Genomic DNA, 26,652 nt, shown 5'->3' on the forward strand with positions numbered 1-26,652 from the left:
CCCGAAAGGTCGTGAGTTTGGCATATAAGAAGCATTCCACGAAAGACCGCCGGCGGTGTCGGCGGGGCCGGCTCTTGGTTATACTCCGCCGCTTGTCGCAAGCCCCCGCTCAAAGGAACGCGCATGTTCGAAAACCTAACCGACCGCCTGTCACAGACGCTGCGCCATGTCACCGGCAAGGCCAAGCTGACCGAGGACAACATCAAGGACACCCTGCGTGAAGTGCGCATGGCCCTGCTCGAGGCCGATGTCGCCCTGCCGGTGGTCAAGGAGTTCGTCAACAAGGTCAAGGAACGTGCGGTCGGCACCGAGGTGTCGAAGAGCCTGACCCCGGGCCAGGCGTTCGTGAAGATCGTCCGCGCTGAGCTGGAAGATCTGATGGGCGCGGCCAACGAAGACCTGGCGCTGAATGCCGCGCCGCCCGCCGTGGTGCTGATGGCCGGCCTGCAGGGTGCGGGTAAGACCACCACTGCCGGCAAGCTGGCGCGCTTCCTGAAGGAGCGCAAGAAGAAGACGGTGATGGTGGTTTCCGCCGACGTCTACCGCCCGGCGGCGATCAAACAGCTGGAAACCCTGGCCGGCGATATCGGCGTGACCTTCTTCCCCTCGGATATCAGCCAGAAGCCGGTGGCCATCGCCCAGGCGGCGATCGCCGAAGCCAAGCTCAAGTTCATCGACGTGGTCATCGTCGATACCGCCGGTCGTCTGGCCATCGATGCCGAGATGATGGCGGAGATCCAGGCCGTGCACGCGGCGATCAAGCCGGTCGAAACCCTGTTCGTGGTCGACGCCATGACCGGCCAGGACGCCGCCAACACTGCCAAGGCCTTCGGTGATGCGCTGCCGCTGACCGGTGTGGTGCTGACCAAGGTCGATGGCGATGCCCGTGGCGGTGCCGCCTTGTCGGTACGGCAGATTACCGGCAAGCCGATCAAATTCATCGGTATGGGCGAGAAGAGCGATGCGCTCGAGCCCTTCCATCCGGATCGCATTGCTTCGCGCATCCTCGGCATGGGTGACGTGCTCAGCCTGATCGAACAGGCCGAGCAGACCCTCGACCGCGAGAAGGCCGAGAAGCTCACCAAGAAGCTGAAGAAGGGCAAGGGCTTCGATCTCGAAGACTTCCGCGACCAGCTGCAGCAGATGAAGAACATGGGCGGCCTCGGCGGCCTGATGGACAAGCTGCCGTCCATCGGTGGGGTTAACCTGTCGCAGATGAGCGGTGCCCAGGGTGCTGCCGAGAAGCAGTTCAAGCAGATGGATGCGATCATCTGCTCGATGACCCCGGCCGAGCGCCGCGATCCGGACATCATCAGTGGCTCGCGCAAGCGCCGCATCGCCCTCGGTTCCGGCACCCAGGTGCAGGATGTCGGGCGGCTGATCAAGCAGCACAAGCAGATGCAGAAGATGATGAAAAAATTCACCGCCAAGGGCGGCATGGCCAAGATGATGCGTGGTCTTGGCGGCATGATGCCGGGTGGCGGAATATCCAAGCTCTGAGCGGGATGGCCGGCTGGCCGGGGCTTGTAGCCAGTACCGACCGGTGGTTCCAAAAAGAGATTTGCAATCGGCCGCATAATCCTTAGAATATGCGGCCTTTCGGGCCTAGGCCCTCAAAGTGTGCCTCAAGTTTTGCAAGCACCGACTACAGGAACGATGTTCACATGGTAACCATCCGTCTTGCCCGTGGCGGCTCCAAGAAGCGCCCCTTCTACCACCTGACCGTGACCAACAGCCGCAATGCGCGCGACGGTCGCTTTGTTGAGCGTATCGGTTTCTTCAACCCGGTCGCCGCTGGTGCTGAAGTGAAGCTCTCTGTAAACCAGGAGCGCGCTGCCTACTGGCTGAGCCAAGGCGCCCAGCCGTCTGAGCGCGTTGCTCAGCTGCTCAAGGAAGCTGCCAAGGCTGCTGCCTGAGTAACATGACCACGTCGCCGACCGCCGAGGATCTGATCGTTCTCGGCAAGATCACTTCGGTGCACGGCATACGTGGCGAGGTGAAGATCTATTCCTTCACCGATCCGATCGACAACCTGCTCGATTACCGCCGCTGGACGCTCCGGCGCGACGGCGAGGTCAAGCAGGTCGAGTTGGCCAGCGGACGCTTGCAAGGCAAGGTTCTGGTGGCGAAGCTCAAGGGCCTCGATGACCGCGAAGTGGCACGTACCTTTGCGGGTTTCGACATTTGTGTGCCTCGGGCTCAGCTGCCGACTCTCGCCGAAGACGAGTTCTACTGGTACCAGCTGGTCGGCCTCAAGGTCATCGATACGCACGGACAGCTGTTCGGCGCCATCGATCACCTGTTCGAGACCGGCGCCAACGATGTGATGGTGGTCAAGCCCTGCGTGGGCAGCCTGGATGACCGCGAGCGTCTGCTGCCGTATACGGCGCAGTGCGTGCTCAAGGTGGATCTGGCGGCTGGCGAGATGCTGGTCGACTGGGATGCCGATTTCTGAGCTGTCAGGTTCTTGTGCGAGCGAGTGCCATGCGCGTTGAAGTGATCAGCATCTTTCCGGAGATGTTTGCCGCCATCAGTCAGTACGGCATTACCAGCCGTGCGGTGAAGCAGGGCATGCTGCAGCTCAACTGCCAGTATCTGCGCGACTTCACCGATGACCGTCACCAGACGGTGGACGATCGCCCCTTCGGTGGCGGTCCCGGCATGGTGATGAAGATCAAGCCTCTGGAAGGCGCCCTGGCTGCGGCCAAGGCATCCGCCGGGGAGCGTGCGAAGGTGATCTACCTGTCGCCGCAAGGCCGTCAGCTGAATCAGCAGGCGGTGCGCGAGCTGGCTGGCGCAGAGGCGTTGATCCTCATTGCCGGCCGCTACGAAGGTATCGACGAGCGCTTCATTGAAGAGCATGTCGATGAAGAATGGTCGATCGGCGACTACGTATTGTCCGGTGGCGAGCTGCCGGCAATGGTGCTGATCGATGCGGTCACCCGTTTGCTGCCCGGTGCATTGGGCCATGCAGATTCGGCCGAGGAGGACTCGTTCAGCGACGGCCTGCTCGACTGTCCGCACTACACCCGACCTGAGGTGTATGCGGGTAAATGTGTTCCCCAGGTGTTGCTTAGTGGCAACCACGAACACATCCGGCGCTGGCGTTTGCAGCAGTCCCTTGGTCGGACCTGGGAACGCCGCGCTGATCTTCTGGATAGCCGCTCGCTTTCTGGAGAAGAAAAAAAGCTGCTGGAGGAATACATCCGCCAGCGGGACGATAGTTAACGTATCGATGGCAAGCCGCGGTTTGCCTTAGGAGCACAGCATGACCAACAAGATCATTCAGCAGCTCGAAGCCGAGCAGATGAACAAAGAAATCCCGACCTTTGCCCCGGGCGACACCGTTGTCGTTCAGGTTAAAGTGAAGGAAGGCGACCGTTCCCGTCTGCAGGCTTTCGAAGGCGTTGTTATCGCCAAGCGTAACCGTGGTCTGAACAGTGCCTTCACTGTTCGCAAGATCTCCAACGGTGTTGGCGTTGAGCGTACCTTCCAGACCTACAGCCCGCTGGTTGACAGCCTGGCCGTCAAGCGTCGCGGCGACGTGCGCAAAGCCAAGCTGTACTACCTCCGCGACCTGTCCGGCAAGGCAGCCCGCATCAAGGAAAAACTGTCCTGATCGGACGGTTTACCTGCAGGAAAAAAGCAGCCCAAGGGCTGCTTTTTTCATTTCTGGGGCCTGCCGAAGGCTGGGCCCCCTAGTCCGATTCTGCCGAACGGCGCGTGACAACAAGCACAACAGGGCGCGGCACAGTGGCAGCCACAGCAAGCGAGCAGTAGTGGCATGACCCCGAGAGAGCAAGAGATCCAGCGGCGCACCGAGCTGTCGGAAAGCCGCGTGACCAAGGCGGTGTTTCCGCCCACCACCAACCACCACAACACCCTGTTTGGCGGTACCGCGCTGGCCTGGATGGACGAGGTGTCGTTCATTGCCGCCACGCGCTTCTGTCGTCTGCCGCTGGTGACCGTGTCCAGCGACCGCATCGACTTCAAGCATGCGATTCCCGCCGGCTCCATCGTCGAGCTGGTCGGCCGGGTGATCCGGGTCGGCAATACCAGCCTGCAGGTCGAGGTGAACATCTACGTCGAGAGCATGTACCACGACGGGCGCGAGAAGGCCGTCAGCGGGGTGTTCAGTTTCGTCGCCATCGGCGAGGACAAGAAACCGGTGCCGGTGCTGGCGGAGTTCGCCGCCGCGCCGGGCAGCTGAGCATGCCGCTGGCAGTCGGCCGGGCGGCTATGGAAAACTGACTGGCCGAATTGCCGCGAAGCCCGCCGATGCCTGTTCTCGACCATCCGCTGATCGACCGTTTCCTCGATGCCCTGTGGCTGGAGAAGGGCTTGTCGGTGCATACCCGCGATGCCTACCGCAGTGACCTCGGCCTGTACAACGAGTGGTTGCAGGCGCGTGACCTGGAGCTGCCTAGTGCCGGGCGCGAGATCATTCTCGATCACCTGGCCTGGCGCCTGGAGCAGGGCTACAAGGCGCGCTCCACGGCGCGCTTTCTCTCCGGCCTGCGCGGCTTCTATCGCTATCTGCTGCGTGAGGGGCTGATTGGCGAGGATCCGACCCTGCAGATCGAGCTGCCGCAACTCGGGCGGCCGCTGCCCAAGTCGCTCTCCGAGGCGGATGTCGAGGCGCTGTTGGCCGCGCCGGAGCTGGATGATCCGCTCGGCCTGCGCGACCGCGCCATGCTCGAAGTGCTGTACGCCTGCGGCCTGCGGGTGAGCGAGCTGGTATCCCTGACCCTGGAGCAGGTCAACCTGCGCCAGGGCGTGCTGCGGGTGTTCGGCAAGGGCAGCAAGGAGCGCCTGGTGCCGATGGGCGAGGAGGCCATCGCCTGGATCGAGCGCTATGTGCGCGAGGCGCGGCCGTTCCTGCTGGCTGGCAAGCCCAGTGATGTGCTGTTCCCCAGTCTGCGTGGCGAGCAGATGACCCGCCAGACCTTCTGGCATCGCATCAAGCACCAGGCCCGGGCCGCCGCCATCGCCAAGCCGCTGTCGCCACACACGCTGCGCCATGCCTTCGCCACCCACCTGCTCAACCACGGTGCCGACCTGCGCGTGGTGCAGATGCTGCTGGGCCATAGCGACCTGTCGACCACGCAGATCTACACCCATATCGCCAAGGCGCGGCTGCAGGAGCTGCACGCCCGGCACCATCCGCGCGGCTGACGGTCTATTCGTCCCGAGTCTATGCCCGCCCGGCGTCTGCAATCGGCTGCGCGGGCCTTCTATGGTAGGCTTGGGCCATCGTTACAGGAGTGCTCCATGTACCTTTCCCGCTTTATCGCTGGTGCCGCGTGCGGCCTGTTGTCCTTCACCGTGCTGGCAGCCGATCCCGACCAGGTGATCCGTGCCACGCTGAACAAGCTGCAACCCGACCTGCCGATCGAGGCCATCGCCGAAAGCCCGATGTCCGGCCTGTTCCAGGTGCACCTCAAGGGCGGGCGCATGCTCTACGCCAGCGCAGATGGCCAGTTCCTCCTGCAGGGCAATCTCTACCAGATGCGCGGCGACGATGCGGTCAACCTGACCGCCCAGGCCGAGAGCAAGGGCATCGCCAAGGTCATCAACGACATCCCGCTGAGCGAGATGGTGGTGTTCTCGCCCAAAGAGCCGGCCAAGACCCATATCACCGTGTTCACCGATACCGACTGTGGCTATTGCCAGAAGCTGCACAGCGAAGTGCCGGAGCTCAACCGCGAGGGTGTGGAAGTGCGCTACGTGGCCTTCCCGCGCCAGGGCGTAGGTTCCCATGGCTATAACGGCCTGGTCAGCGTGTGGTGCGCCAAGGATCGCCAGGCGGCAATGAACAAGGCCAAGTCGCGTCAGGAACTGCCGGCCGGCCACTGCGAAAACCCGGTGGCCAAGCAATACGAACTGGGGCAGATGGTTGGGGTGAATGGCACTCCGGCGATCATTCTGGCCAATGGTCAGATGATTCCGGGCTACCGGCCGGCGCCGGAACTGGCCAAGATTGCCCTGGAGGCCAAGTAAGCCGGGCCCGCGCAACGATTGACCAAGTACCAGCCGCTTCGTAAAGTGCGGCTCTTTTCCACGGCCGGGGCATCGCTCCGGCCGTTTTCGCAGTGAAGATGGGGAGTTCAGCGTGAAGCCGGTAAAAGTAGGCATCTGTGGCCTGGGGACCGTCGGTGGCGGCACCTTCAACGTACTCAAGCGCAACGCTGAGGAGATTGCCCGCCGTGCCGGGCGCGGAATCGAAGTTGCGCAGATTGCCGCTCGTCGTCCCAATCCGAAGTGCGATACCGGTACGACCCCCATTACCGCCGATATCTTCGACGTCGCGACCAACCCGGAAATCGACGTGGTCATCGAGCTGATCGGTGGCTACACCCTGGCCCACGAGCTGGTGCTCAAGGCCATCGAGAACGGCAAACACGTGGTCACCGCGAACAAGGCGCTGATCGCCGTGCACGGCAACGAGATCTTCGCCAAGGCCCGCGAGAAGGGCGTCATCGTCGCCTTCGAAGCCGCCGTGGCCGGCGGCATCCCGGTGATCAAGGCGATCCGCGAGGGCCTGGCCGCCAACCGCATCAACTGGCTGGCCGGCATCATCAACGGCACCGGCAACTTCATCCTCACCGAGATGCGCGAGAAAGGCCGTGCCTTCGCCGACGTGCTCAAGGAAGCCCAGGCGCTGGGTTATGCCGAAGCCGACCCGACCTTCGACGTCGAAGGCATCGACGCCGCCCACAAGCTGACCATCCTTGCCTCCATCGCCTTCGGCATCCCGCTGCAGTTCGACAAGGCCTATACCGAGGGCATCAGCCAGCTGACCAGCGCCGACGTGAACTACGCCGAAGCTCTGGGCTACCGCATCAAGCACCTCGGCGTGGCTCGCCGCACCGAGGCCGGCATCGAGTTGCGCGTGCACCCGACCCTGATCCCGGCCGATCGCCTGATCGCTAACGTCAACGGCGTGATGAACGCGGTGATGGTCAATGGCGATGCCGCCGGCAGCACCCTGTTCTACGGTGCCGGCGCCGGCATGGAGCCGACTGCTTCTTCCGTGGTCGCCGACCTGGTCGACGTGGTGCGTGCCCTGACCACCGACCCGACCAACCGCGTACCGCACCTGGCGTTCCAGCCGGACGCCCTGAGCGACCACCCGATCCTGCCGATCGGCGAGTGCGAGAGCGCCTACTACCTGCGCATCCAGGCCAAGGATCACCCAGGCGTGCTGGCCCAGGTGGCGAGCATCCTCTCGGCGCGCGGCATCAACATCGAATCGATCATGCAGAAAGAAGCCGAAGAGCACGACGGCCTGGTACCGATGATCCTGGTCACCCACCGGGTGCTGGAATCCCGCGTCAACGACGCCATCGCCGCGCTGGAAGCGCTGAGCGACATCGTCGGCAGCGTGGTGCGTATCCGCGTCGAACAACTGGGCTGAGGTAGAAGACATGCGTTATATCAGTACCCGCGGCCAGGCCCCGGTTCTCAACTTCGAAGACGTGCTGCTCGCCGGCCTGGCCAGCGATGGCGGCCTCTACGTGCCGGAAAACCTGCCGCGCTTCACTCAGGAGGAAATCGCCTCCTGGGCTGGCCTGCCGTACCACGAGCTGGCCTTCCGCGTGATGCGCCCGTTCGTCGCCGGCAGCATCGCCGATGCCGACTTCAAGAAGATCCTCGAGGAAACCTACGGCGTGTTCGCCCACAACGCCGTGGCGCCGCTGCGCCAGCTCAACGGCAACGAGTGGGTGCTGGAGCTGTTCCACGGCCCGACCCTGGCGTTCAAGGACTTCGCCCTGCAGCTGCTCGGTCGCCTGCTCGACCACGTGCTGAGCAAGCGCGGCGAGCGCGTGGTGATCATGGGCGCCACCTCCGGTGACACCGGCTCGGCTGCGATCGAAGGCTGCAAGGCCTGCGACAACGTCGACATCTTCATCATGCACCCGCACAACCGCGTGTCCGAGGTGCAGCGCCGGCAGATGACCACCATCCTCGGCGACAACATCCACAACATCGCCATCGAAGGCAACTTCGACGACTGCCAGGAGATGGTCAAGGCCAGCTTCGCCGACCAGGGCTTCCTCAAGGGCACTCGTCTGGTGGCGGTCAACTCGATCAACTGGGCGCGGATCATGGCCCAGATCGTCTACTACTTCCACGCGGCCCTGCAGCTGGGCGGCCCGGCGCGCTCCATCGCGTTCTCGGTGCCGACCGGTAACTTCGGCGACATCTTCGCCGGCTACCTGGCGCGCAACATGGGCCTGCCGATCAGCCAGCTGATCGTTGCCACCAACCGCAACGACATCCTGCACCGCTTCATGAGCGGCAATCAGTATGTGAAGGACACCCTGCACCCGACCCTGTCGCCGTCCATGGACATCATGGTCTCGTCCAACTTCGAGCGCCTGCTGTTCGACCTGCACGGTCGCAACGGTGCAGCCATCGCCGGCCTGATGGACACCTTCAAGCAGGGCGGCGGTTTCAGCGTCGAGGAAGATCGCTGGACTGAAGCGCGCAAGCTGTTCGACTCCCTGGCGGTCAACGACGAGCAGACCTGCGAGACCATCGCCGAGGTGTATGCCGAGTGCGGCGAGCTGCTCGACCCGCACACCGCCATCGGCGTGCGTGCTGCCCGTGAATGCCGGCGCAGCCTGGCCATCCCCATGGTCACCCTGGGCACCGCACATCCGGTCAAGTTCCCGGAAGCGGTGGAGAAGGCCGGCATCGATGCGGTGCCGGCGCTGCCGCCGCACCTGGCCGACCTGTTCCAGCGCGACGAGCGTTGCACCGTGCTGGCCAATGACCTGCAGACCGTGCAGCAGTTCGTTGCCGCCCACGGCAATCGCGGCAAGCCTCTGTAACAGTCGGCACGCAAAGAAAAAGGCCAGTCACCGCGAGGTGCTGGCCTTTTTTCATGGGCGGCAATTAGTCAGGGGCGATAAGCGCGGATAAACAGGGCTACCACTTCCTGCACATGCTCGTCGTCGGCCTGCTCGCTGGTGGGTTCGCTGCAGCCGATCAGGCGGCGGAAGTGGCAGCCGCCCTTGATCAGGCTGAAGAAATGCTCGGCGGCCCGCTGCGGGTGCTCCACCTGCAGCTGGCCCAGCTGGTTGGCCTGCTCCAGCAGGTGTTCCATGGCCTGCAGCATGCGATGCGGGCCGGCGTCGTAGAACAGTCGCGCCATCTGCGGGTTCTGGGCGGCCTGGGTCATTATCAGGCGCATCATGGCGACCGACTCGTCGCTGTTGATCAGGCTGTTGAAGCCACGGCCGATGGCCAGCAGGGCCGTGTCGATGGCGCTGTCGTTGCGCAGCTCGAAATACAGTGGCGGCAGTTGCTCCTCGCACTTGGACTCCACTGCGCAGGCGAACAGTGTCTCCTTGTCGGTGAAGTGGCTGTACACCGTAAGCTTGGACACGCCGGCCTCGGCGGCGATGGCATCCATGCTGCTGCCGTCGTAACCATTGCGCATGAACAGCTGCTTGGCCGCCTGCAGGATGGCCTCGCGCTTGGCGGGATCCTTGGGGCGTCCGGGGCCGCTGCTGGGTTGTAACAGTTTGTCGGACATTTCGCGTTTTAATACTGGACTGGTGAGTTTGCTATTTTTACTATACCCGGCAGTATAAGTATTCCAAAGCTTCTTTGCGAAAGGTCATTTCCCATGTTCCGCCATGCACTGTCCCTCGCTGTGCCCGTCACCCTGATCTCCCTGCTGGTCGCCTGTGGCAATGGCGACACCGTCGAAACCCCGGTGCGCCCGGCCATGGTGGTGCAGCCACTACCGGCCAGCGATGCGATGGACACCTATCCCGGCGAAGTGCGCGCACGCTTCGAGCCGGAACTGGCCTTTCGCATTGGCGGCAAGATCAGCAAGCGCCTGGTGGATGCCGGTGCGCGGGTGAAGAAGGATCAGGCGCTGGCCGAGCTCGATCCCGAGGACGTCAAGCTGCAACTGGAGGCCGCGCGGGCCCAGGTGGCGGCGGCCGAGGCCAACCTCAAGCTGGTGCGCGCCGAGCGTGATCGCTACCAGACCCTGCTGCAGCGCCAGATGATCAGCCGCTCGCAGTTCGACAACGTGGAAAACCAGTACCGTGCCGGCGAGGCGCGAGTGAAGCAGATCAAGGCCGAGTTCAACGTGGCCAACAACCAGGCCGGCTACTCGGTGCTGCGCGCCTCGCAGGATGGCGTGATCGCCCGTCGCCTGGCGGAAGTCGGCCAGGTGGTCGCCGCCGGCCAGACGGTGTTCACCCTGGCCGCCGATGGCGAACGCGAAGTGTTGATCAGCGTGCCCGAGCAGGCTTTCGAGCGCTTCCGCATCGGCCAGGAGGTCAGCATCGAGCTGTGGTCGCAGCCGGGCAAGCAGTTCGCCGGACGTATCCGCGAGCTGTCGCCGGCCGCCGATGCGCAGTCGCGCACCTTCGCCGCCCGCGTCGCCTTCAATGGCGACAGTGCACGTGCCGAGCTGGGCCAGAGCGCTCGGGTGGCGATCAAGGCTGATGGCGTGGTGCCGCTGTCGGTGCCGATGTCGGCGCTGACCGCGGAGAAGGGCGCGCCCTATGTCTGGGTGATCGACCCCAAGGAATCCAAGGCGGTACGCACCCCGGTGCGGGTCGGCGCCTACGGCCAGGAGCGCGTATCGATCCTGGAAGGCCTGAAGGAGGGCGACTGGGTCGTCGCCGCCGGTGTCCACGTGCTGCTCGACGGGCAGAAGGTGCGCCCGGTGGATCGCGACAACCGTCCGGTGACGCTGGCGGGCAAGGAGTAAGCCATGTCCTTCAACCTGTCCGAATGGGCGCTGCGCAACCGCAGCATCGTGCGCTACTTCATGATCGTGCTGGCGGTGATCGGTGCGCTGTCCTACACCAAGCTGGGCCAGAGCGAAGACCCGCCCTTCACCTTCAAGGCCATGGTCATCCGCACCGACTGGCCGGGCGCCACCGCCGAGGAAGTTTCCCGGCAGATCACCGAGCGCATCGAAAAGAAGGTGATGGAGACCGGTGACTACCAGTACATCAACTCCTATTCGCGTCCGGGCGAGTCGGTGGTCACCTTCATGGCCCGCGACGACATCGTCTCGAAGAACATCCCCGATCTCTGGTACCAGGTGCGCAAGAAGGTCGGCGACATCCGCCACACCCTGCCGCCGGGCATCCGCGGGCCGTTCTTCAATGACGAATTCGGCACCACCTTCGGCAATATCTACGCCCTCACCGGCGAAGGCTTCGACTACGCAGTGATGAAGGACTACGCCGACCGTCTGCAGCTGCAGCTGCAGCGGGTCAAGGACGTGGGCAAGGTCGAGCTGCTCGGCCTGCAGGACGAGAAGATCTGGATCGAGCTGTCCAACACCAAGCTGGCCACCCTCGGCCTGCCGCTGGCGGCCGTGCAGCAAGCGCTGGACGAGCAGAACGCCGTCACCTACTCGGGCTTCTTCGAGACCCCTACCGACCGCGTGCAGCTACGTGTATCCGGGCGCTTCCAGACGGTCGAGCAGATCCGCAGCTTCCCCATTCGCGTCGGTGACCGCACTTTCCGCCTCGGCGACGTGGCCGAAGTCCATCGCGGCTTCAACGACCCCCAGGCGCCGCGCATGCGCTTCATGGGCGAGGATGCCATCGGTATCGCCGTGTCGATGAAGGCCGGCGGCGACATCCTGGTGCTGGGCGAGGCCCTGGAGCACGAGTTCGCCCGCATGCAGCAGACCCTGCCGCTGGGCATGCAGCTGCACAAGGTGTCCGACCAGCCGGCGGCGGTGAAGACTGGCGTGGGCGAGTTCGTCCAGGTGCTGGTCGAGGCGCTGGTGATCGTGCTGCTGGTTAGCTTCTTCTCCCTCGGCCTGCGCACCGGCCTGGTGGTGGCGCTGTCGATTCCGCTGGTGCTGGCGATGACCTTCGCCCTGATGAACTACTTCGGCATCGGCCTGCACAAGATTTCCCTCGGCGCGCTGGTGCTGGCGCTGGGCTTGCTGGTGGACGACGCGATCATTGCCGTGGAGATGATGGCGATCAAGATGGAGCAGGGCTACGACCGTTTCCGCGCGGCCGGCTACGCCTGGACCAGTACCGCCTTCCCGATGCTCACCGGCACCCTGATCACCGCCGCCGGCTTCCTGCCGATCGCCACCGCGCAGTCCGGCACCGGCGAATACACCCGCTCGATCTTCCAGGTGGTGTGCATCGCCCTGCTGGTGTCCTGGGTCGCCGCGGTGGTGTTCGTGCCCTACCTGGGCGACCGCCTGCTGCCGGATCTGGCCAAGCTGCATGCGAAGAAGCATGGCGGTAACCCGCAAGGGCATGACCCGTATTCGACCACCTTCTACCAGACCGTACGCGAAGTGGTGGAGTGGTGCGTGCGTCGGCGCAAGACGGTGATCCTGGTTACCGTCGGCCTGTTCGTCGCCTCCATCGTGCTGTTTCGCTTCGTGCCGCAGCAGTTCTTCCCGGCTTCCGGCCGTCTGGAGCTGATGGTCGACATCAAGCTCACCGAGGGTTCGTCGCTCAAGGCCACCGAGGAGCAGGTCAAGCGCCTGGAGGCCAAGCTCAAGGATCATCCGGGCATCGACAACTACGTGGCCTACGTCGGCAACGGCTCGCCGCGCTTCTATCTGCCGCTGGATCAGCAGCTGGCCGCGACCCGCTTCGCCCAGTTCGTGATCCTGGCCAAGAGCATCGAGGATCGCGAGAAGCTGCGTACCTGGCTGATCGAGGTAATGAACGAGGACTTCCCGTTCGCCCGTACCCGCGTTTCGCGCCTGGAGAACGGCCCGCCCGTGGGCTTCCCGATCCAGCTGCGGGTCAGCGGTGAGCACATCGACGAGGTGCGTGCCATCGCTCGCCAGGTGGCGGCCAAGGTGCGCGAGAACCCGCATGTGTCCAACGTGCACCTGAACTGGGAAGAGCCGAGCAAGGTGGTCTACCTCAACATCGACCAGGAGCGCGCGCGCGCCCTCGGCGTCAGCAGTGCCGACCTGTCGAAGTTCCTCACCAGTTCGCTGACCGGTTCCAGCGTCAGCCAGTTCCGCGAGGACAACGAGCTGATCGAGATCCTCCTGCGCGGTACCGTGCGTGAGCGCCAGCAGCTGGAGCTGCTGCCGAGCCTGGCGGTACCCACCAGCAATGGCCGCAGTGTGGCCCTGTCGCAGATCGCCACCCTGGAATACGGCTTCGAGGAAGGCGTGATCTGGCGTCGCGATCGCCTGCCGACCGTGACCATTCTCGGTGACATCTACGGCGGCGAGCAGCCGGCCAGCCTGGTCAAGCAGATCCTGCCGACCCTGGAGCCGATTCGCGCCGCGCTGCCCAGCGGCTACCTGCTGGAAGTCGGCGGCACGGTGGAAGACTCCGCGCGCGGGCAGAAGTCGGTGAACGCCGGTATCCCGCTGTTCATCCTGGTGGTGCTGACCCTGCTGATGCTGCAGCTGAAAAGCATGTCGCGCACGGCCATGGTGTTTCTCACCGCGCCGCTGGGCCTGATCGGGGTGACCCTGTTCCTGCTGCTGTTCCAGCAGCCGTTCGGCTTCGTTGCCATGCTCGGTACCATCGCTCTGTCGGGGATGATCATGCGCAACTCGGTGATCCTGGTGGATCAGATCGAGCAGGACATCGCCAGTGGCCAGGATCGCTGGCACGCCATCATCGAAGCCACCGTGCGGCGCTTCCGGCCCATCGTGCTGACCGCCCTGGCGGCGGTGCTGGCGATGATCCCGATGTCGCGCAGCGTGTTCTTCGGGCCGATGGCGGTGGCCATCATGGGCGGCCTGATCGTCGCCACGGCGCTGACCCTGCTGTTCCTGCCGGCGCTGTACGCGGCCTGGTTCCGGGTCAAGGAAAGGGAAGCCCAGCCGCAGTAACGCGGTGGCAAGAAAAAGCCCGGCATGAGCCGGGCTTTTTCGTTCTGGGGCTTTCATCGGCTCGGCCTGCGCTTCGCGGTTGCGCGGCTAAGGTTGTCTGGAGGCTTGGCCGGATCCTGGGTTGCACTGGTTGTACCTCTCGTCGGGGAGATTGGTTGCACTTGGTTGCACCTTTGTCCCTCGCAGGTTTAATCTTCGCCGCACGCGCCAACCGCGCCCCCACACAGACAGGAAAACCGATGGCCACCACCACCCTCGGCGTGAAGCTTGACGACGCCACCCGCGAACGCCTCAAGCAAGCTGCTCAGCAACTCGACCGCACCCCGCACTGGTTGATCAAGCAGGCGATCTTCAATTACCTGGAGCAGGTCGAAGGCGGCCTGACCCCGGCCGAGCATTCCGGCCTGGCTGCGGCCGCTGGCGAAGAGTCGATCGAGACGCTGAGCGAGCAGGGCCTGCAGGTGTTCCTCGATTTCGCCGAAAGCATCCTGCCGCAGTCGGTGCTGCGTGCCGCCATTACCTCCGCCTACCGTCGCCCGGAAACCGAGGTGCTGCCGATGCTGCTGGAGCAGGCGCGACTGCCACAGGAGCAGGCCGAAGCCACCCAGAAGATGGCCCTCGGCATCGCCGAGAAGCTGCGCAACCAGAAGAGCGCCGGCGGCCGTCAGGGCCTGGTGCAGGGCCTGCTGCAGGAGTTCTCGCTGTCGTCCCAGGAAGGTGTGGCGCTGATGTGCCTGGCCGAGGCGCTGCTGCGCATTCCGGACAAGGCCACCCGTGACGCTCTGATCCGCGACAAGATCGCCAACGGCAACTGGAGCCAGCACCTCGGCCAGAGCCCGTCGATGTTCGTCAACGCGGCGAGCTGGGGCCTGCTGATCACCGGCAAGCTGGTCTCCACTCACAACGAGGCCGGCCTGTCGTCCTCGCTCAACCGTCTTATCGGCAAGAGCGGCGAGCCGGTGATCCGCAAAGGCGTGGACATGGCCATGCGCCTGATGGGCGAGCAGTTCGTCACCGGCGAAACCATCGGCGAGGCCCTGGCCAATGCCAGCACCACCGAAGCCAAGGGCTTCCGCTATTCCTACGACATGCTCGGCGAGGCCGCGCTGACCGAGGACGACGCCAAACGCTACCTGGCCTCCTACGAGCAGGCCATCCACGCCATCGGCAAGGCCTCCCACGGCCGCGGCATCTACGAAGGCCCGGGCATCTCGATCAAGCTCTCCGCCCTGCACCCGCGCTACAGCCGCGCCCAGTACGACCGCGTGATGGACGAGCTGTACCCGATCCTGCTGGGCCTGACCAAGCTGGCCAAGCAGTACGACATCGGCATCAACATCGACGCCGAGGAAGCCGACCGTCTGGAAATCTCCCTCGATCTGCTCGAGCGCCTGTGCTTCGCCCCCGAACTGGCCGGCTGGAACGGTATCGGCTTCGTCATCCAGGCCTACCAGAAGCGCTGCCCGTATGTGATCGACTACGTCATCGACCTGGCCAAGCGCAGCCGCCACCGCCTGATGATCCGCCTGGTGAAGGGCGCCTACTGGGATAGCGAGATCAAGCGCGCCCAGGTCGAGGGCCTGGAAGGCTACCCGGTGTACACCCGCAAGCCGTACACCGACATCTCCTACATCGCCTGCGCCCGCAAGCTGCTGGCCGTGCCGGAAGCCATCTACCCGCAGTTCGCCACCCACAACGCCCACTCGTTGTCGGCCATCTACCAGATCGCCGGGCAGAACTACTACCCGGGCCAGTACGAGTTCCAGTGCCTGCATGGCATGGGCGAGCCGCTCTACGAGCAGGTGGTGGGTTCGATCAAGGACGGCAAGTACAACCGTCCGTGCCGCATCTACGCGCCCGTAGGCAGCCATGAAACCCTGCTGGCCTACCTGGTGCGTCGCCTGCTGGAAAACGGCGCCAACACCAGCTTCGTCAACCGCATTGCCGACCAGAGCATCTCGCTGAAGGAGCTGGTGCTCGATCCGGTCGAGCAGGTCGAGCGCATGGCCGCGCAGGAAGGCACCCTCGGCCTGCCGCACTCGCGCATACCGCTGCCGCGTGACCTGTACGGCGCGGCCCGCCTCAACTCCGGCGGCATCGACCTGGCCAACGAACACCGTCTGGGTTCGCTGAGCTCGGCGCTGCTGTCGTCGACCAACAGCAGCTACGTCGCCGCACCGATGCTCGGCGGCGACACGCCGAACCCGGGCCCGGCCGAGCCGGTGCGCAACCCGGCCGATCACCGCGATCTGGTCGGCCATGTGCACGAGGCCAGCGAGGCCGACGTGAAGAGCGCGATCCTCTGCGCCCAGGCCAGCGGGCCGATCTGGCAGTCGACCCTGCCAAGCGAGCGCGCCGCCGCGCTGGAGCGCGCCGCCGACCAGATGGAAAGCGAGATCCAGCAGCTGATGGGCCTGCTGGTGCGCGAGTCCGGCAAGACCTTCGCCAACGCCATCGCCGAAGTGCGCGAGGCGGTGGACTTCCTGCGCTACTACGCGGCCCAGGCGCGTACCTTCGGCAATGACAGCCACCGCCCGCTGGGCCCGGTGGTGTGCATCAGCCCGTGGAACTTCCCCTTGGCGATCTTCAGTGGCCAGGTGGCTGCGGCACTGGCCGCCGGTAACACCGTGCTGGCCAAGCCGGCCGAGCAGACTCCGCTGATCGCTGCCCAGGCCGTGCGCATCCTGCTGGAGGCCGGTGTGCCGGCCGGTGCCGTGCAGCTGCTGCCGGGCCGTGGCGAAACCGTCGGCGCCCGCCTGGTGGGTGACGAGCGCGTGCGTGGCGTGATGTTCACCGGCTCCACCGAAGTGGCCGGCATCCTCCAGCGCAATATCGCCGGGCGCCTCGACGCCCAGGGCCGTACCCTGCCGCTGATCGCCGAGACTGGCGGCCTCAACGCCATGATCGTCGACTCCTCGGCGCTGGCCGAACAGGTGGTGGTCGACGTGGTCAGCTCCGCCTTCGACAGCGCCGGCCAGCGCTGCTCGGCCCTGCGTGTGCTGTGCGTGCAGGACGACGTGGCCGAGCGCGTGGTGGAAATGCTCAAGGGCGCCATGGCCGAATACAGCATCGGTTCGCCGGAGCGCCTCAGTACCGACATCGGCCCGGTGATCGACGCCGAGGCCAAGGCCGGCATCGAGGCGCACATCCAGGCCATGCGCGACAAGGGTCGCAAGGTCTTCCAGGCCGCCCGCGCCAACGGCGAAGAGCTCAAGCGCGGCACCTTCGTGCTGCCGACCCTGATCGAGCTGGACAGCTTCGACGAGATGAAGCGCGAGATCTTCGGCCCGGTGCTGCACCTGGTGCGCTACCCGCGCAGCGATCTGGGCAACCTGCTGCAGCAGATCAACGACAGCGGCTACGGCCTGACCCTCGGCGTGCACACCCGCATCGACGAGACCATCACCCAGGTGGTGGACTCGGCCCGCGTCGGCAACCTGTACGTCAACCGCAACATAGTCGGCGCCGTGGTCGGCGTGCAGCCGTTCGGCGGTGAAGGCCTGTCCGGCACCGGCCCGAAAGCCGGCGGCCCGCTGTACCTGTACCGCCTGCTCGCCACCCGCCCGCAGGACGCCGTGGCCCGCCAGCTCAAGGACGACAACGTGCAGGCGCTGCCGCGCCCGGCCGAGCAGGAGAAGGCGCTGCATGCCCTCAACGACTGGGCCGGCAAGCACGACCAGGCCCTGACCGCCCTGTGCGCGCAGTACGCCGACCTGGCGCAGAGCTACACCTGCCACGTGCTCAACGGCCCGACCGGCGAGCGCAACACCTACAGCCTGCTGCCGCGCGAGCGCGTGCTGAACCTGGCCGAGGAGCGCGGTGATCTGCTCGCGCAACTGGCCGCCACCCTGGCCGTGGGCAGCCGCGCGCTGTGGCTGGAAAGCCAGCGCGAGCTGTTCGCCAGCCTGCCCAAGGAGGTGCAGAAACGCATTGACCTGGTGGCCGACTGGAGCAGTGCGGAGGCCGAGTTCGACGCCATCCTCCATCACGGCGACTCCGACCAGCTGCGCGCGGTCAGCCAGCAGGCGGCCCAGCGCAAGGGCGCCATCGTTGGTGTGCACGGTCTGAACAAGGGGGAAACCGATATCGCCCTGGAGCGCCTGCTGATCGAGCACGCGCTGAGCGTCAACACCGCGGCGGCCGGCGGCAACGCCAGCCTGATGACCATCGGTTGAGAACCGCGAGGTTACTGATCGAACAGGTCGCGTCGGGGAAAGCTGGCTGAAAGCTTTTCCTGGCATGCTCTGGTGAAGTTTGCAGTTCCCGGGCGCCGTATGGCGCCCAAGCCCGGCACCGGCGGCTTTCCGCACGGCGCCACGTGCCGTACACCAATTGCGGGGGCTATCCGCCCGGTACGACGCGTTACTACCCCAGGCCGGCTCGTTCCGGCACCCGGCAGGGCCACAAGCCCAGCCACAAAAAAGCCCGGCATCTGCCGGGCTTTTGCTTTTCAGCGTGACACCTAGGGCCGCTTACAGCGCGCCGAAGACCTTCTTGGCCAGGCTGGTGGCGGCACCGGCCGGATTCTGGCGAATGCTCGCCTCCTGCTCGGCGATCATCTTGAACAGACCGTCCAGCGCCTGCTCGGTCACGTAGTTCTCGACATTGGCGCTCTTCGCATCGACCACGCCGAGGGCAGCGGCCTGGCCGGCGAAGCTGTTGTACTGCTGGGCCACGCCGACCTTGTCGGTGGCCTGCTTGACGATGGGCAGGAACTTGGCGCGGATCTGTTCGCGGCTGCTCTTGTTCAGGTACTGGGTGGCGGAGTCGTTGCCACCGGCGAGGATGGCCTTGGCATCGCTCACGGTCATCTTCTTCACCGCATCCACCAGGATCGCCTGGGCCTGCGGTACGGCGGCCTCGGCGGCCTTGTTCATGCTCGCTTCCAGTTCTTCCACCTGGGCGCCCATGCCCATCATCTTCATGGTCTGTGCGGCCTTGCCCAGTTTGCCCGGCAGCTCGATGCGCACGTCTTCGTTGTCGCTGAAACCGCCCGGCTTGCCGAGCTGCTTGACGGCGATCTGCGCGCCCTGGGTCAGGGCGTCCTTGAGGCCGCCGCTGGCGTCGCTCTGGCTCAGGTCGGAAAGGGACAGGGCAAAGGCGCTGGCGGACAGCAGCAGGCCGGCGGCCAGGGTGGTGAGGCGGAGCATGGAGACTTCCTTATTGCAGGGTGAGTCTGGCGAGCTTAGCGGAGTAGGGCGGCCGAGCCAAACCGGCGCTTGACCTGCGCCAGCGCGGTCTATTCTTTGCAGCGGGTAACGGCATTCGACTGGCCCGGGCTGCATGAAGTGGAGACGCGTCGAGGATGAGTGTATGCGCGTGATGATTCTGGAAGATGACCCGTGGATCGCCGACCTGCTCAAGCAGATTGTGCTGAGCATCCGCCCGGCGGCGCAGATCGACTGCTTCGGCGAGGTGCAGGGCGCCGTTGCCGCCTGGCAGCAGGCGGCCTACCAGCTGGTGCTGGCCGACTGGAACCTGCCGGACGCCTCCGGCATCAGCCTGCTGCAGAAGATCCGCGAGCGCGATCGGGCCACGCCGCTGGTGATGATCACCGGCCGCTCCGACCGGCAGAGCGTGATGACCGTGCGCCCGCTGGGGGTCAGTGCGTTCATCACCAAGCCATTCGACGTGCCGCGGGTCGCCCAGTGCCTGGCCACGCTGCTGCCGCCGGACGAGGGCACACCGGCAGCCAGCGTGATTCGCGAGAGCTTCCCTGAGTACCTGGCCGGCCTGCCGGCCAGCGCGCTGGATATTCCGCTGCTGGAGCAGGTCAAGGAGAAGCTGCAGGCGGGCTACCAGGGGGAAAACCTCGAGGTGCGCCGGCTGGCTGCCGACTGGCAGCACGACCCGGCCCTCAGCGCTCATCTGCTCGCCGCAGCGAACAGCCCGGCCTACCTCGGCGCCGGGCAGCAATGCACCAGCCTCAACGACGCCCTGCAGCGTCTCGGTGCGCGCACCAGCGTGAGCCTGGCAGCGGGTTTTGCCCTGAAACAGGCGCGCAGCCAGCCCAACATGCTGCTCAAGCTGATGGTGCAGGAGCATCTGGATGCCGCCGAGCGCCTGGCCGACCAGGTGGTGACCCTGGCCCGGCAATGCGGCCTGGAACCGGCGACCCTGCAGACCGCGGCCATGCTGCACCGCATGGGCGAGCTGTGCGTGATCTATGAGGCCCAGGAGTGGGAAAACAGTGGCAACAGCATCGACGAGGGCGTACTGCTGCAGGCGGTTGCCAAGTTTTCTGCGCCGCTGGCGATCAAGCTGAAGGCGCAGTGGGGCCTGCCCATGGTGCTGCGCGAGCTGATCGGTGCGGTGTATGCCCTGCCCTCGGCCCATGTGCGCCGCGAGCAGGTGCTGATGCGCCTGGCGGCGGCGCTCAACAATGGCGAACCGGCCGAGACCATCGAGCGTCTGCGGCGCCTGGCAGGACTGGCATGAACGGTGATCGGTTCGATTGGTGGCCTGGGCCCAGGCTGGGCTAGGCTGGATGCTAGGGAATGCAAGGGAACTGCCGGGGTAGATGATGCGCAGCAAGGTGTTCAACCCGAAACCGGTCATCCTGGTCGTCGACGACCAACCCACCGACGCCAGGGCGATGAGCGAGCTGGTTCGCGACCTGGGCGATGTCCACCTGGCGATGGACGGCATGGCCGCGCTGGAAGTCGCCCGGCATTGCCGGCCGGATGTGGTGCTGCTGGATATCGAGCTGCCGGGCATGAGCGGCTTTGCCGTGTGCAAGGCACTCAAGGCCGACCCCAAGCTGTGCGACGCCGCGGTGCTGTTCGTTACCGCCCACGCGCAGACCGACAACGAGCTGCGCGCCCTGGAATACGGCGGCATCGATTTCATCCAGAAACCGCTGAATGCCCCGGTGGTGCGGGCCCACGTCAAGGCGCACATCGCCTTGCGCAACGAGGCCAAGAAACTGGCCAACCACGATGCCCTGACCGGCCTGCCCAACCGCATGCTGTTGCAGGATCGTACCGAACAGGCGCTGCAGAAGGCCCGGCGCGGCCAGGGCCGGGTGGCGATGCTGCTGCTCGACCTGGACAACTTCAAGAGCATCAACGACTCGGTGGGCCATTCAATCGGCGATGCCCTGCTCAAGGAGGTGGCGGTGCGCCTGTCGCTGTCCTCGCGGGCGGTGGATACGGTCAGTCGCCAGGGCGGCGACGAGTTCATCATCCTGCTGCCCGAGGTGAGCGGCGTGGAGGCCATCGGCGACTATGCCGAGCGTCTGCTCAGCACTGTCGTCACGCCCTTTTACATCCACAACAACCGCTACGAGCTGTCGGCCAGTATCGGCATCAGCGTGTTCCCCGACGACAGTGAGGATCTCGAATCGCTGTACCGCCAGGCCGACGCGGCCATGTACCAGGCCAAGCTGGAGGGGCGTAACCGCTACCGTTTCTTCTCGCCGGGCATCGAGAGCAGCACGCGGGCCCGCCACCTGCTCGAGCAGCACATGCGCAGCGCCCTGGAGTGCGGCGTGTTCGAGGTCTTCTACCAGGCCAAGGTCGACGTGCAGCAGGGCCGCACCGTCGGCCTGGAGGCGCTGATCCGCTGGCGCAATGCCGATGGCGCGTTGATCTCGCCGGCCGAGTTCATTCCGCTGGCCGAGGAAACCGGGCTGATCATCCCGATCGGCAAGTCGGTGATGCTGCAGGCCTGCAAGGACGCCCGCACGCTGAACGACCTAGGCCATGCGATTTCCATCAGCGTGAACATCTCCGCCGTGCAGTTTCGCGAGGAGTCGTTCCTGCCGATGGTGCAGGCCATTCTTCACGAGTCGGGACTGCCGCCGGAGTTTCTCGAGCTGGAAATCACCGAAGGGGTGCTGGCGCGCGATTTCGACAGCACCCGCGAGGCCCTGGCCACCTTGCGCCAGCTGGGGGTGCGCATCGCCATCGATGATTTCGGCACCGGCTATTCCAGCCTGGCCTACCTCAAGCGCTTCCCCATCGACGTGCTGAAGATCGACCAGAGCTTCGTGCGCGACATGCTGGTCGACCCCAGCGATGCGGCGATCATCGAGGCCGTGGTGCGTCTGGGGCGGGCGCTGAACCTGGAGCTGGTGGCCGAGGGCGTCGAAAGCCAGGAGCAGGCCGATGCCCTGGCGGCCTATGGTTGCCGGGTCATGCAGGGCTACCTGTATTGCCGGCCGGTACCTTTTGCCCAGATCCGCAGCTTCCTCGCGGCCGAACGCAGCGCTGCGCTGGTGCAGCCGGATTAAGGCCCGGCGCGGCCTGGCGGCGGTAGGCCAGGCGTGCGCCCTTGCAGGCGGGGATTGCCGGTGAACAGACGCAAGCCTTTCATAAGCGCCAACTGGCAGGCCCTGGCAGCCCTGCTGCTGGGCCTGGGTGCCAGCCTGCTGGGCGCCTGGCTGCTGAGCCAACACAACCAGCGGGAGGCGCAGGCGGCGGTTGTGCTGGCGGCCGAGGCGGCGGCCGACACCGTGGTCAAGCGCCTCGAGTTGTACCAGTACGGCCTACGCGGCGCGCGCGGGGCGATTCTCACCGCGGGCGAGGAGCGGATCACCCGCGAGGATTTCCACCGCTACAGCAAGACCCGTGATATCGAGGTGGAATTCCCCGGGGCCCGCGGCTTCGGCTTCATCCGCCGGGTGCCGCGGGCCTCGGAGGCGGCGTTCCTGGCGCGGGCACGGAGCGACGGCCTGGCCGACTTCCAGATCCGCCAGCTCAGCGTGCACGCTGGCGAGCGCTACGTGATCCAGTACATCGAGCCGGTGGAGCCCAACGCGGCGGCTGTCGGTCTGGACATCGCCTCGGAAGACAGTCGCCGCGAAGCCGCCGAGGCCGCCATGCGCAGCGGCGAAGTACGCCTGAGCGGGCCGATCACCCTGGTACAGGCCACCGGCAGTCCGCTGCAGTCGTTCCTGATCCTGATGCCGATCTACCGTGGCGCACAGGTGCCGGCGTCGCCGGCCGAACGCGAGGCGGCGGCCATCGGCTGGAGCTATGCGCCGCTGCTGATGACCGAGATCCTCAGCAGCCTGCACCTGGAAGGGCAGACGGCGTACCTGCAGCTGCGCGACATCACCCGCGCGGGGCCGGCGGAGCCCTTCTACCAGAGCCGCGGGCTGGCGCAGACCAGCGAGCCGCTGCTGCGCCACCGGGTCGAGCGGCAGGTCTATGGCCGCCGCTGGCAGCTCGACTTCAGCGCCAACCCGCTGTTCGTGCGCCAGCTGCACCAGCCGTCGCCGCAGTTCGTGCTGCTGCTCGGCGGCCTGGTCTCGCTGCTGCTGGCGGCGCTGGTGGGGGTGCTCAGCGTCAGCCGGCGACACCAGCGGCAGATCGTCGCCGAGCAGGCCAAGCTGGCGGCCATAGTCGAGAGTTCGGCCGACGCCATCATCGGCCAGGACTTCGCCGGTATTGTCACCAGCTGGAACCACGGTGCCGAGCAGCTGTTCGGCTATAGCCACGAGCAGGCGCTGGGCCGCGCGCTGGCCGAGCTGGTGGTGCCGCCGGCGCTGCGAGCCGAGGACGCCGAGATGCTGGCGTACAGCTGCAGCGGGCAGACGGTGACGCGCGCCGACACCCTGCGCCAGCGCCAGGACGGCCAGGTGTTCGCGGTGGCGCTGAGCATGGCGCCGATCCACGATGCCCACGGCGCGCTGAGCGGGGTTTCCACCACGGTGCGCGACGTGTCCGCGCAGAAGGCTGCCGAGGCGCAGGTGCGCGAGCTCAACAGCAACCTGGAGGCGCAGGTGGCCCAGCGCACCGCCCAGCTGCGCAAGCTCAACCTGCTGCTTGGCAGCGTGTTGCAGTCGGCCTCCGAGGTATCGATCATTGCCACCGACCGCCATGGGGTGATCCAGGTGTTCAACCACGGCGCCGAACGCCTGCTCGGCTACGACAGCCGCGAGCTGCTCGGCGTCGCCACGCCGGTGCTGCTGCATGTGCCGGAGGAGCTCGAGCGGCGCGCGGCGGAGCTCAGTGCCGAATGCGGCGAGCCACTCGATGGCTTTCGCGCGCTGGTGCACAAGCCCGAGCAGGAAGGCGCAGAGACTCGCGAGTGGAACTATGTGCGCAAGGGCGGCACACGCTTCCCGGTGTCGCTCATGGTTACCGCCATCCGCGACGAGGAGGGCGCGCTGAGTGGCTACCTGGGCATCGCCGTGGACATCACCGAGCGCCAGGCGGCCGAACGCGAGCTGACCGCCGCCCGTGACCAGTTGCTGATGGCCGCGGACGTGGCCGAACTGGGCATCTGGTCATGGCGCCTGAGCGATGATTCGCTGCAGTGGAACGAGCGCATGTTCGAGCTCTACGGCCTGCCTTTGAGCCTGCGCGAGGGCGGCCTGAGCTACGGCCACTGGCGCATGTGCGTGCACCCGGAGGACTTCGCCGGGGCGGAAGTCGACCTGGCGCGGGCGGTGGAGAAGGGCATGCCGTACGAGTCGATCTTCCGGGTGATCCGCCCCGACGGCGAGGTGCGGGTGATCCAGGCTGGCGCGCAGATCGAGTACGACAGCGCCGGGAAGGCGCTGCGGGTCACCGGGATCAACCGCGACATCACCGCCCAGCGCGAGCTGGAGCAGCGCCTGCTATACGCCAAGGAGCAGGCCGATCTGGCCAGTGCCGCCAAGTCCTCGTTCCTGGCCAACATGAGCCACGAGATCCGTACGCCGATGAACGCCGTGCTGGGCATGCTGCAGCTGGTGCAGAACACCGAACTGAGCGGGCGCCAGCTGGACTACGTGAGCAAGGCGGAAACTGCGGCGAAATCCCTGCTGGGGCTGCTCAACGACATCCTCGACTACTCCAAGATCGAGGCCGGCAAGCTGCAGCTCGACCTGCATCCCTTCGCCCTCGATGCGCTGATGCGCGACCTGGCGGTGGTGCTGGCGGGCAATCAGGGGAGCAAGGAGGTCGAGGTGATGTTCGACCTCGACAGTGCCCTGCCGGTAGGCCTGCTCGGCGACAGCCTGCGCCTGCAGCAGGTACTGATCAACCTGGCCGGCAATGCCCTCAAGTTCACCCAGCAGGGCCAGGTGCTGGTGCGGGTGACGCAACTGCAGCGCACGGGGGACTCGGTACGCCTGCGCTTCGAGGTGGCCGACACCGGCATCGGCATCAGCGCCGAGCAGTTGCAGCGGATTTTCCAGGTGTTCACCCAGGCCGAAGCCTCGACCACCCGGCGCTTCGGCGGCAGCGGCCTGGGCCTGGTGATCAGCCGGCGTCTGGTCAAGCTGATGGGCGCCGAGCTGCAGGCCGCCAGCGAGCAGGGCATCGGCAGTCGCTTCTGGTTCGACCTCAATCTGGGCGTGGCACAGCCCACCAGTCTGCGCGCCGACTGTCCGGGGGCGGATCGGCCGTTGCGCCTGCTGGTGGTCGATGACAACCCGGTCGGCGGCGAGCTGTTGCTGCATACCTGCCGGGCCCTGGGCTGGCAGGCCGAGTATGTCGACAGCGGCCGCCGCGCCCTGGAGCGGGTGGCCCAGGCCGAGGAACGGGGGCAGCCCTACGAGCTGGTGCTGATGGACTGGCGCATGCCGGACATGGACGGGCTGAGCGCCGCCCGGCAGATCCGCGTGCAGAGCGGTGGGCGCGTGGTGCCGCTGATCATCATGATCACTGCCTATGGCCGCGAAGCGCTGGCCGATGCCCAGCAGGCCGGCCAGGTGCCCTTCAGCGGTTTCCTGGTCAAGCCGGTCACCCCACGCCAGTTGGCCGAGGCAGTGCAGCAGGCCTGCGCTGGCGGTACCGTGGCCAGCGCCGACGAACGCCGGCCGCAGGCGGACAAGCCCAGGCGTCTGGACGGCCTGCGCCTGCTGGTGGTGGAGGACAACCCGCTCAATCGCCAGGTGGCCTACGAGCTGCTGCACGGCGAGGGCGCCGAGGTGCAGCTGGCCGAGGGCGGTCTGCAGGGCGTGGCCCTGGCCACCGCGGCGGATGCGACCTTCGATGCCGTGCTGATGGATGTGCAGATGCCGGATATCGATGGCCACGAGGCGACCCGGCGCATCCTCGCCAGCCCGCAGGCGGCGACGTTGCCGATCATCGCCATGACGGCCAATGCCTCCTGGGCCGACCAGCAGGCCTGCCGCGAGGCGGGTATGCTCGACCATGTCGGCAAGCCCATCGACCTGGAGCAACTGGTGGCGGCGCTGCTGCTGCACACCGGGCGCGGGCGCAGCCTGGCCGCGGCGGCACCGGTGGCGGCGGGGGACGGGTTGATCGAAACGCGGACGGCGATCATCGAGCGCTTCGGTGGCAACCACGAGCTGATCCGCAATGTGCTGGCCAACTTCGGCCCGGAACTGAGCCGCCAGTTGGCCAGCGCCCGGGTGCAATTCGAGCAGGGCGACCCGCGCGGAGTCGCCGCCGTGCTGCATGCGATCAAGGGTAGCGCCGGCACCATGGGCGCCCGGGCCCTGTCGCGCCTGGCGGGCGAGCTGGAGCAGCAGTTACAGCATGGCAACGCGGCGAACCATGCTGCCTTCTTCGCCGACCCTGCCAGCCTGGCCGGTCTGGGCAGCATCTTCGCTGCCAGCCTGGCACTGCTGCAGGAGGCCTTCCCGCCGCTCCAGCCGGGCGACCCGGGCCTGGCCCAGGTACCACTGGCGCCGGGGCCCTGGCGCCAGGCACTGCAGGAAATCCTGGTGCTGCTGGAAGTGGGCAACCTGCAGGCCATCGAGCTGGCCGAGGCGTTGCTGGGGCGCACGCCGGCCAGCTGGCGGCCGCAGTTCGAGGAGTTGCTCAGGCTGCTGCAGGCCCTGGATTTCGCCGCCGCGCAGGCATCGGGCTATCAGCTGCTGCGTTCGGCCTGAGTCACCCGGGCCAGAAACGACCGGGGCCGCATAA

18 protein-coding genes are annotated in these 26,652 nt (G+C 66.0%); 16 read left to right on the top strand and 2 right to left on the bottom strand.

Annotated elements, in window-relative coordinates; all coding sequences use genetic code 11:
• Positions 1-123: 123 nt before the first annotated feature.
• From ffh to thrC, 10 genes are all read left to right on the top strand, one after another.
• Positions 124-1,500, top strand: a complete 1,377-nt coding sequence (gene ffh, locus A9179_RS05250; RefSeq protein WP_187804783.1) for a signal recognition particle protein — start codon at positions 124-126, stop codon at positions 1,498-1,500.
• Between the two features lie 164 nt (positions 1,501-1,664).
• Positions 1,665-1,916 carry a 30S ribosomal protein S16 gene (rpsP, locus tag A9179_RS05255; RefSeq protein WP_187804784.1) on the top strand — a complete coding sequence of 84 codons (252 nt, stop codon included), beginning with the start codon at positions 1,665-1,667 and terminating at the stop codon, positions 1,914-1,916.
• A gap of 5 nt (positions 1,917-1,921) precedes the next feature.
• Positions 1,922-2,455 (top strand): ribosome maturation factor RimM, encoded by a 534-nt coding sequence (rimM, locus tag A9179_RS05260; protein ID WP_187804785.1) that lies wholly within the window; start codon positions 1,922-1,924, stop codon positions 2,453-2,455.
• Positions 2,456-2,484: 29 nt separating this feature from the next.
• Complete coding sequence (gene trmD, locus A9179_RS05265) at positions 2,485-3,228, top strand: tRNA (guanosine(37)-N1)-methyltransferase TrmD (protein WP_187804786.1); 744 nt, start codon at positions 2,485-2,487, stop codon at positions 3,226-3,228.
• Between the two features lie 40 nt (positions 3,229-3,268).
• Positions 3,269-3,619, top strand: a complete 351-nt coding sequence (gene rplS, locus A9179_RS05270; RefSeq protein ID WP_160494297.1) for a 50S ribosomal protein L19 — start codon at positions 3,269-3,271, stop codon at positions 3,617-3,619.
• Between the two features lie 165 nt (positions 3,620-3,784).
• Positions 3,785-4,210, top strand: a complete 426-nt coding sequence (locus A9179_RS05275; protein ID WP_187804787.1) for an acyl-CoA thioesterase — start codon at positions 3,785-3,787, stop codon at positions 4,208-4,210.
• 68 nt (positions 4,211-4,278) lie between these two features.
• Positions 4,279-5,175 (top strand): site-specific tyrosine recombinase XerD, encoded by an 897-nt coding sequence (xerD, locus tag A9179_RS05280; RefSeq protein ID WP_187804788.1) that lies wholly within the window; start codon positions 4,279-4,281, stop codon positions 5,173-5,175.
• A 96-nt stretch (positions 5,176-5,271) separates the two neighbouring features.
• Complete coding sequence (locus A9179_RS05285) at positions 5,272-6,000, top strand: DsbC family protein (protein WP_187804789.1); 729 nt, start codon at positions 5,272-5,274, stop codon at positions 5,998-6,000.
• A gap of 112 nt (positions 6,001-6,112) precedes the next feature.
• Positions 6,113-7,417 (top strand): homoserine dehydrogenase, encoded by a 1,305-nt coding sequence (locus tag A9179_RS05290; protein WP_187804790.1) that lies wholly within the window; start codon positions 6,113-6,115, stop codon positions 7,415-7,417.
• A 10-nt stretch (positions 7,418-7,427) separates the two neighbouring features.
• Positions 7,428-8,837 carry a threonine synthase gene (gene thrC, locus A9179_RS05295; RefSeq protein ID WP_187804791.1) on the top strand — a complete coding sequence of 470 codons (1,410 nt, stop codon included), beginning with the start codon at positions 7,428-7,430 and terminating at the stop codon, positions 8,835-8,837.
• 68 nt (positions 8,838-8,905) lie between these two features.
• On the opposite strand, the gene A9179_RS05300 is transcribed toward thrC, so the two are convergent.
• Positions 8,906-9,544 carry a TetR/AcrR family transcriptional regulator gene (locus A9179_RS05300; protein WP_187804792.1) on the bottom strand — a complete coding sequence of 213 codons (639 nt, stop codon included), beginning with the start codon at positions 9,542-9,544 and terminating at the stop codon, positions 8,906-8,908.
• Positions 9,545-9,637: 93 nt separating this feature from the next.
• Between A9179_RS05300 and A9179_RS05305 the strand changes: the two genes are divergently transcribed.
• The 3 genes from A9179_RS05305 (at position 9,638) to putA (ending at position 18,000) form a co-directional block, all read left to right on the top strand.
• The gene (locus A9179_RS05305) at positions 9,638-10,741 is read left to right on the top strand and encodes an efflux RND transporter periplasmic adaptor subunit (RefSeq protein WP_187804793.1); all 1,104 of its coding nucleotides are present in this window, start codon (positions 9,638-9,640) and stop codon (positions 10,739-10,741) included.
• Between the two features lie 3 nt (positions 10,742-10,744).
• Positions 10,745-13,825 (top strand): efflux RND transporter permease subunit, encoded by a 3,081-nt coding sequence (locus A9179_RS05310; protein ID WP_187804794.1) that lies wholly within the window; start codon positions 10,745-10,747, stop codon positions 13,823-13,825.
• 239 nt (positions 13,826-14,064) lie between these two features.
• The gene (gene putA, locus A9179_RS05315; protein ID WP_187804795.1) at positions 14,065-18,000 is read left to right on the top strand and encodes a trifunctional transcriptional regulator/proline dehydrogenase/L-glutamate gamma-semialdehyde dehydrogenase; all 3,936 of its coding nucleotides are present in this window, start codon (positions 14,065-14,067) and stop codon (positions 17,998-18,000) included.
• Positions 18,001-18,297: 297 nt separating this feature from the next.
• On the opposite strand, the gene A9179_RS05320 is transcribed toward putA, so the two are convergent.
• Positions 18,298-18,975, bottom strand: coding sequence for a DUF4197 domain-containing protein (locus tag A9179_RS05320; protein WP_187804796.1), 678 nt, complete (start codon positions 18,973-18,975; stop codon positions 18,298-18,300).
• Between the two features lie 163 nt (positions 18,976-19,138).
• Here A9179_RS05320 and A9179_RS05325 point away from each other — a divergent pair, with 163 nt between their 5' ends.
• The 3 genes from A9179_RS05325 (at position 19,139) to A9179_RS05335 (ending at position 26,618) form a co-directional block, all read left to right on the top strand.
• On the top strand, positions 19,139-20,263 hold the full coding sequence (locus A9179_RS05325) for an HDOD domain-containing protein (RefSeq protein ID WP_187804797.1): 1,125 nt from the start codon (positions 19,139-19,141) through the stop codon (positions 20,261-20,263).
• Positions 20,264-20,345: 82 nt separating this feature from the next.
• Positions 20,346-22,058: a two-component system response regulator gene (locus A9179_RS05330; RefSeq protein WP_316851816.1), complete on the top strand. Its 1,713-nt coding sequence runs from the start codon at positions 20,346-20,348 to the stop codon at positions 22,056-22,058.
• Between the two features lie 60 nt (positions 22,059-22,118).
• Positions 22,119-26,618, top strand: a complete 4,500-nt coding sequence (locus tag A9179_RS05335) for a PAS domain-containing hybrid sensor histidine kinase/response regulator (RefSeq protein WP_187804798.1) — start codon at positions 22,119-22,121, stop codon at positions 26,616-26,618.
• Positions 26,619-26,652 lie beyond the last annotated feature (34 nt).

Origin of the sequence: Pseudomonas alcaligenes, assembly GCF_014490745.1 — a bacterium.
Classification (GTDB): Bacteria; Pseudomonadota; Gammaproteobacteria; order Pseudomonadales; family Pseudomonadaceae; genus Aquipseudomonas; species Aquipseudomonas alcaligenes_C.

Coding starts and splice junctions, on each gene's coding strand:
- ffh (WP_187804783.1), top strand. CDS start 124: ATGTTCGAAAACCTAACCGACCGCCTGTCACAGACGCTGCGCCATGTC.
- rpsP (WP_187804784.1), top strand. CDS start 1,665: ATGGTAACCATCCGTCTTGCCCGTGGCGGCTCCAAGAAGCGCCCCTTC.
- rimM (WP_187804785.1), top strand. CDS start 1,922: ATGACCACGTCGCCGACCGCCGAGGATCTGATCGTTCTCGGCAAGATC.
- trmD (WP_187804786.1), top strand. CDS start 2,485: ATGCGCGTTGAAGTGATCAGCATCTTTCCGGAGATGTTTGCCGCCATC.
- rplS (WP_160494297.1), top strand. CDS start 3,269: ATGACCAACAAGATCATTCAGCAGCTCGAAGCCGAGCAGATGAACAAA.
- A9179_RS05275 (WP_187804787.1), top strand. CDS start 3,785: ATGACCCCGAGAGAGCAAGAGATCCAGCGGCGCACCGAGCTGTCGGAA.
- xerD (WP_187804788.1), top strand. CDS start 4,279: ATGCCTGTTCTCGACCATCCGCTGATCGACCGTTTCCTCGATGCCCTG.
- A9179_RS05285 (WP_187804789.1), top strand. CDS start 5,272: ATGTACCTTTCCCGCTTTATCGCTGGTGCCGCGTGCGGCCTGTTGTCC.
- thrC (WP_187804791.1), top strand. CDS start 7,428: ATGCGTTATATCAGTACCCGCGGCCAGGCCCCGGTTCTCAACTTCGAA.
- A9179_RS05300 (WP_187804792.1), bottom strand. CDS start 9,544: ATGTCCGACAAACTGTTACAACCCAGCAGCGGCCCCGGACGCCCCAAG.
- A9179_RS05305 (WP_187804793.1), top strand. CDS start 9,638: ATGTTCCGCCATGCACTGTCCCTCGCTGTGCCCGTCACCCTGATCTCC.
- A9179_RS05310 (WP_187804794.1), top strand. CDS start 10,745: ATGTCCTTCAACCTGTCCGAATGGGCGCTGCGCAACCGCAGCATCGTG.
- putA (WP_187804795.1), top strand. CDS start 14,065: ATGGCCACCACCACCCTCGGCGTGAAGCTTGACGACGCCACCCGCGAA.
- A9179_RS05320 (WP_187804796.1), bottom strand. CDS start 18,975: ATGCTCCGCCTCACCACCCTGGCCGCCGGCCTGCTGCTGTCCGCCAGC.
- A9179_RS05325 (WP_187804797.1), top strand. CDS start 19,139: ATGCGCGTGATGATTCTGGAAGATGACCCGTGGATCGCCGACCTGCTC.
- A9179_RS05330 (WP_316851816.1), top strand. CDS start 20,346: ATGATGCGCAGCAAGGTGTTCAACCCGAAACCGGTCATCCTGGTCGTC.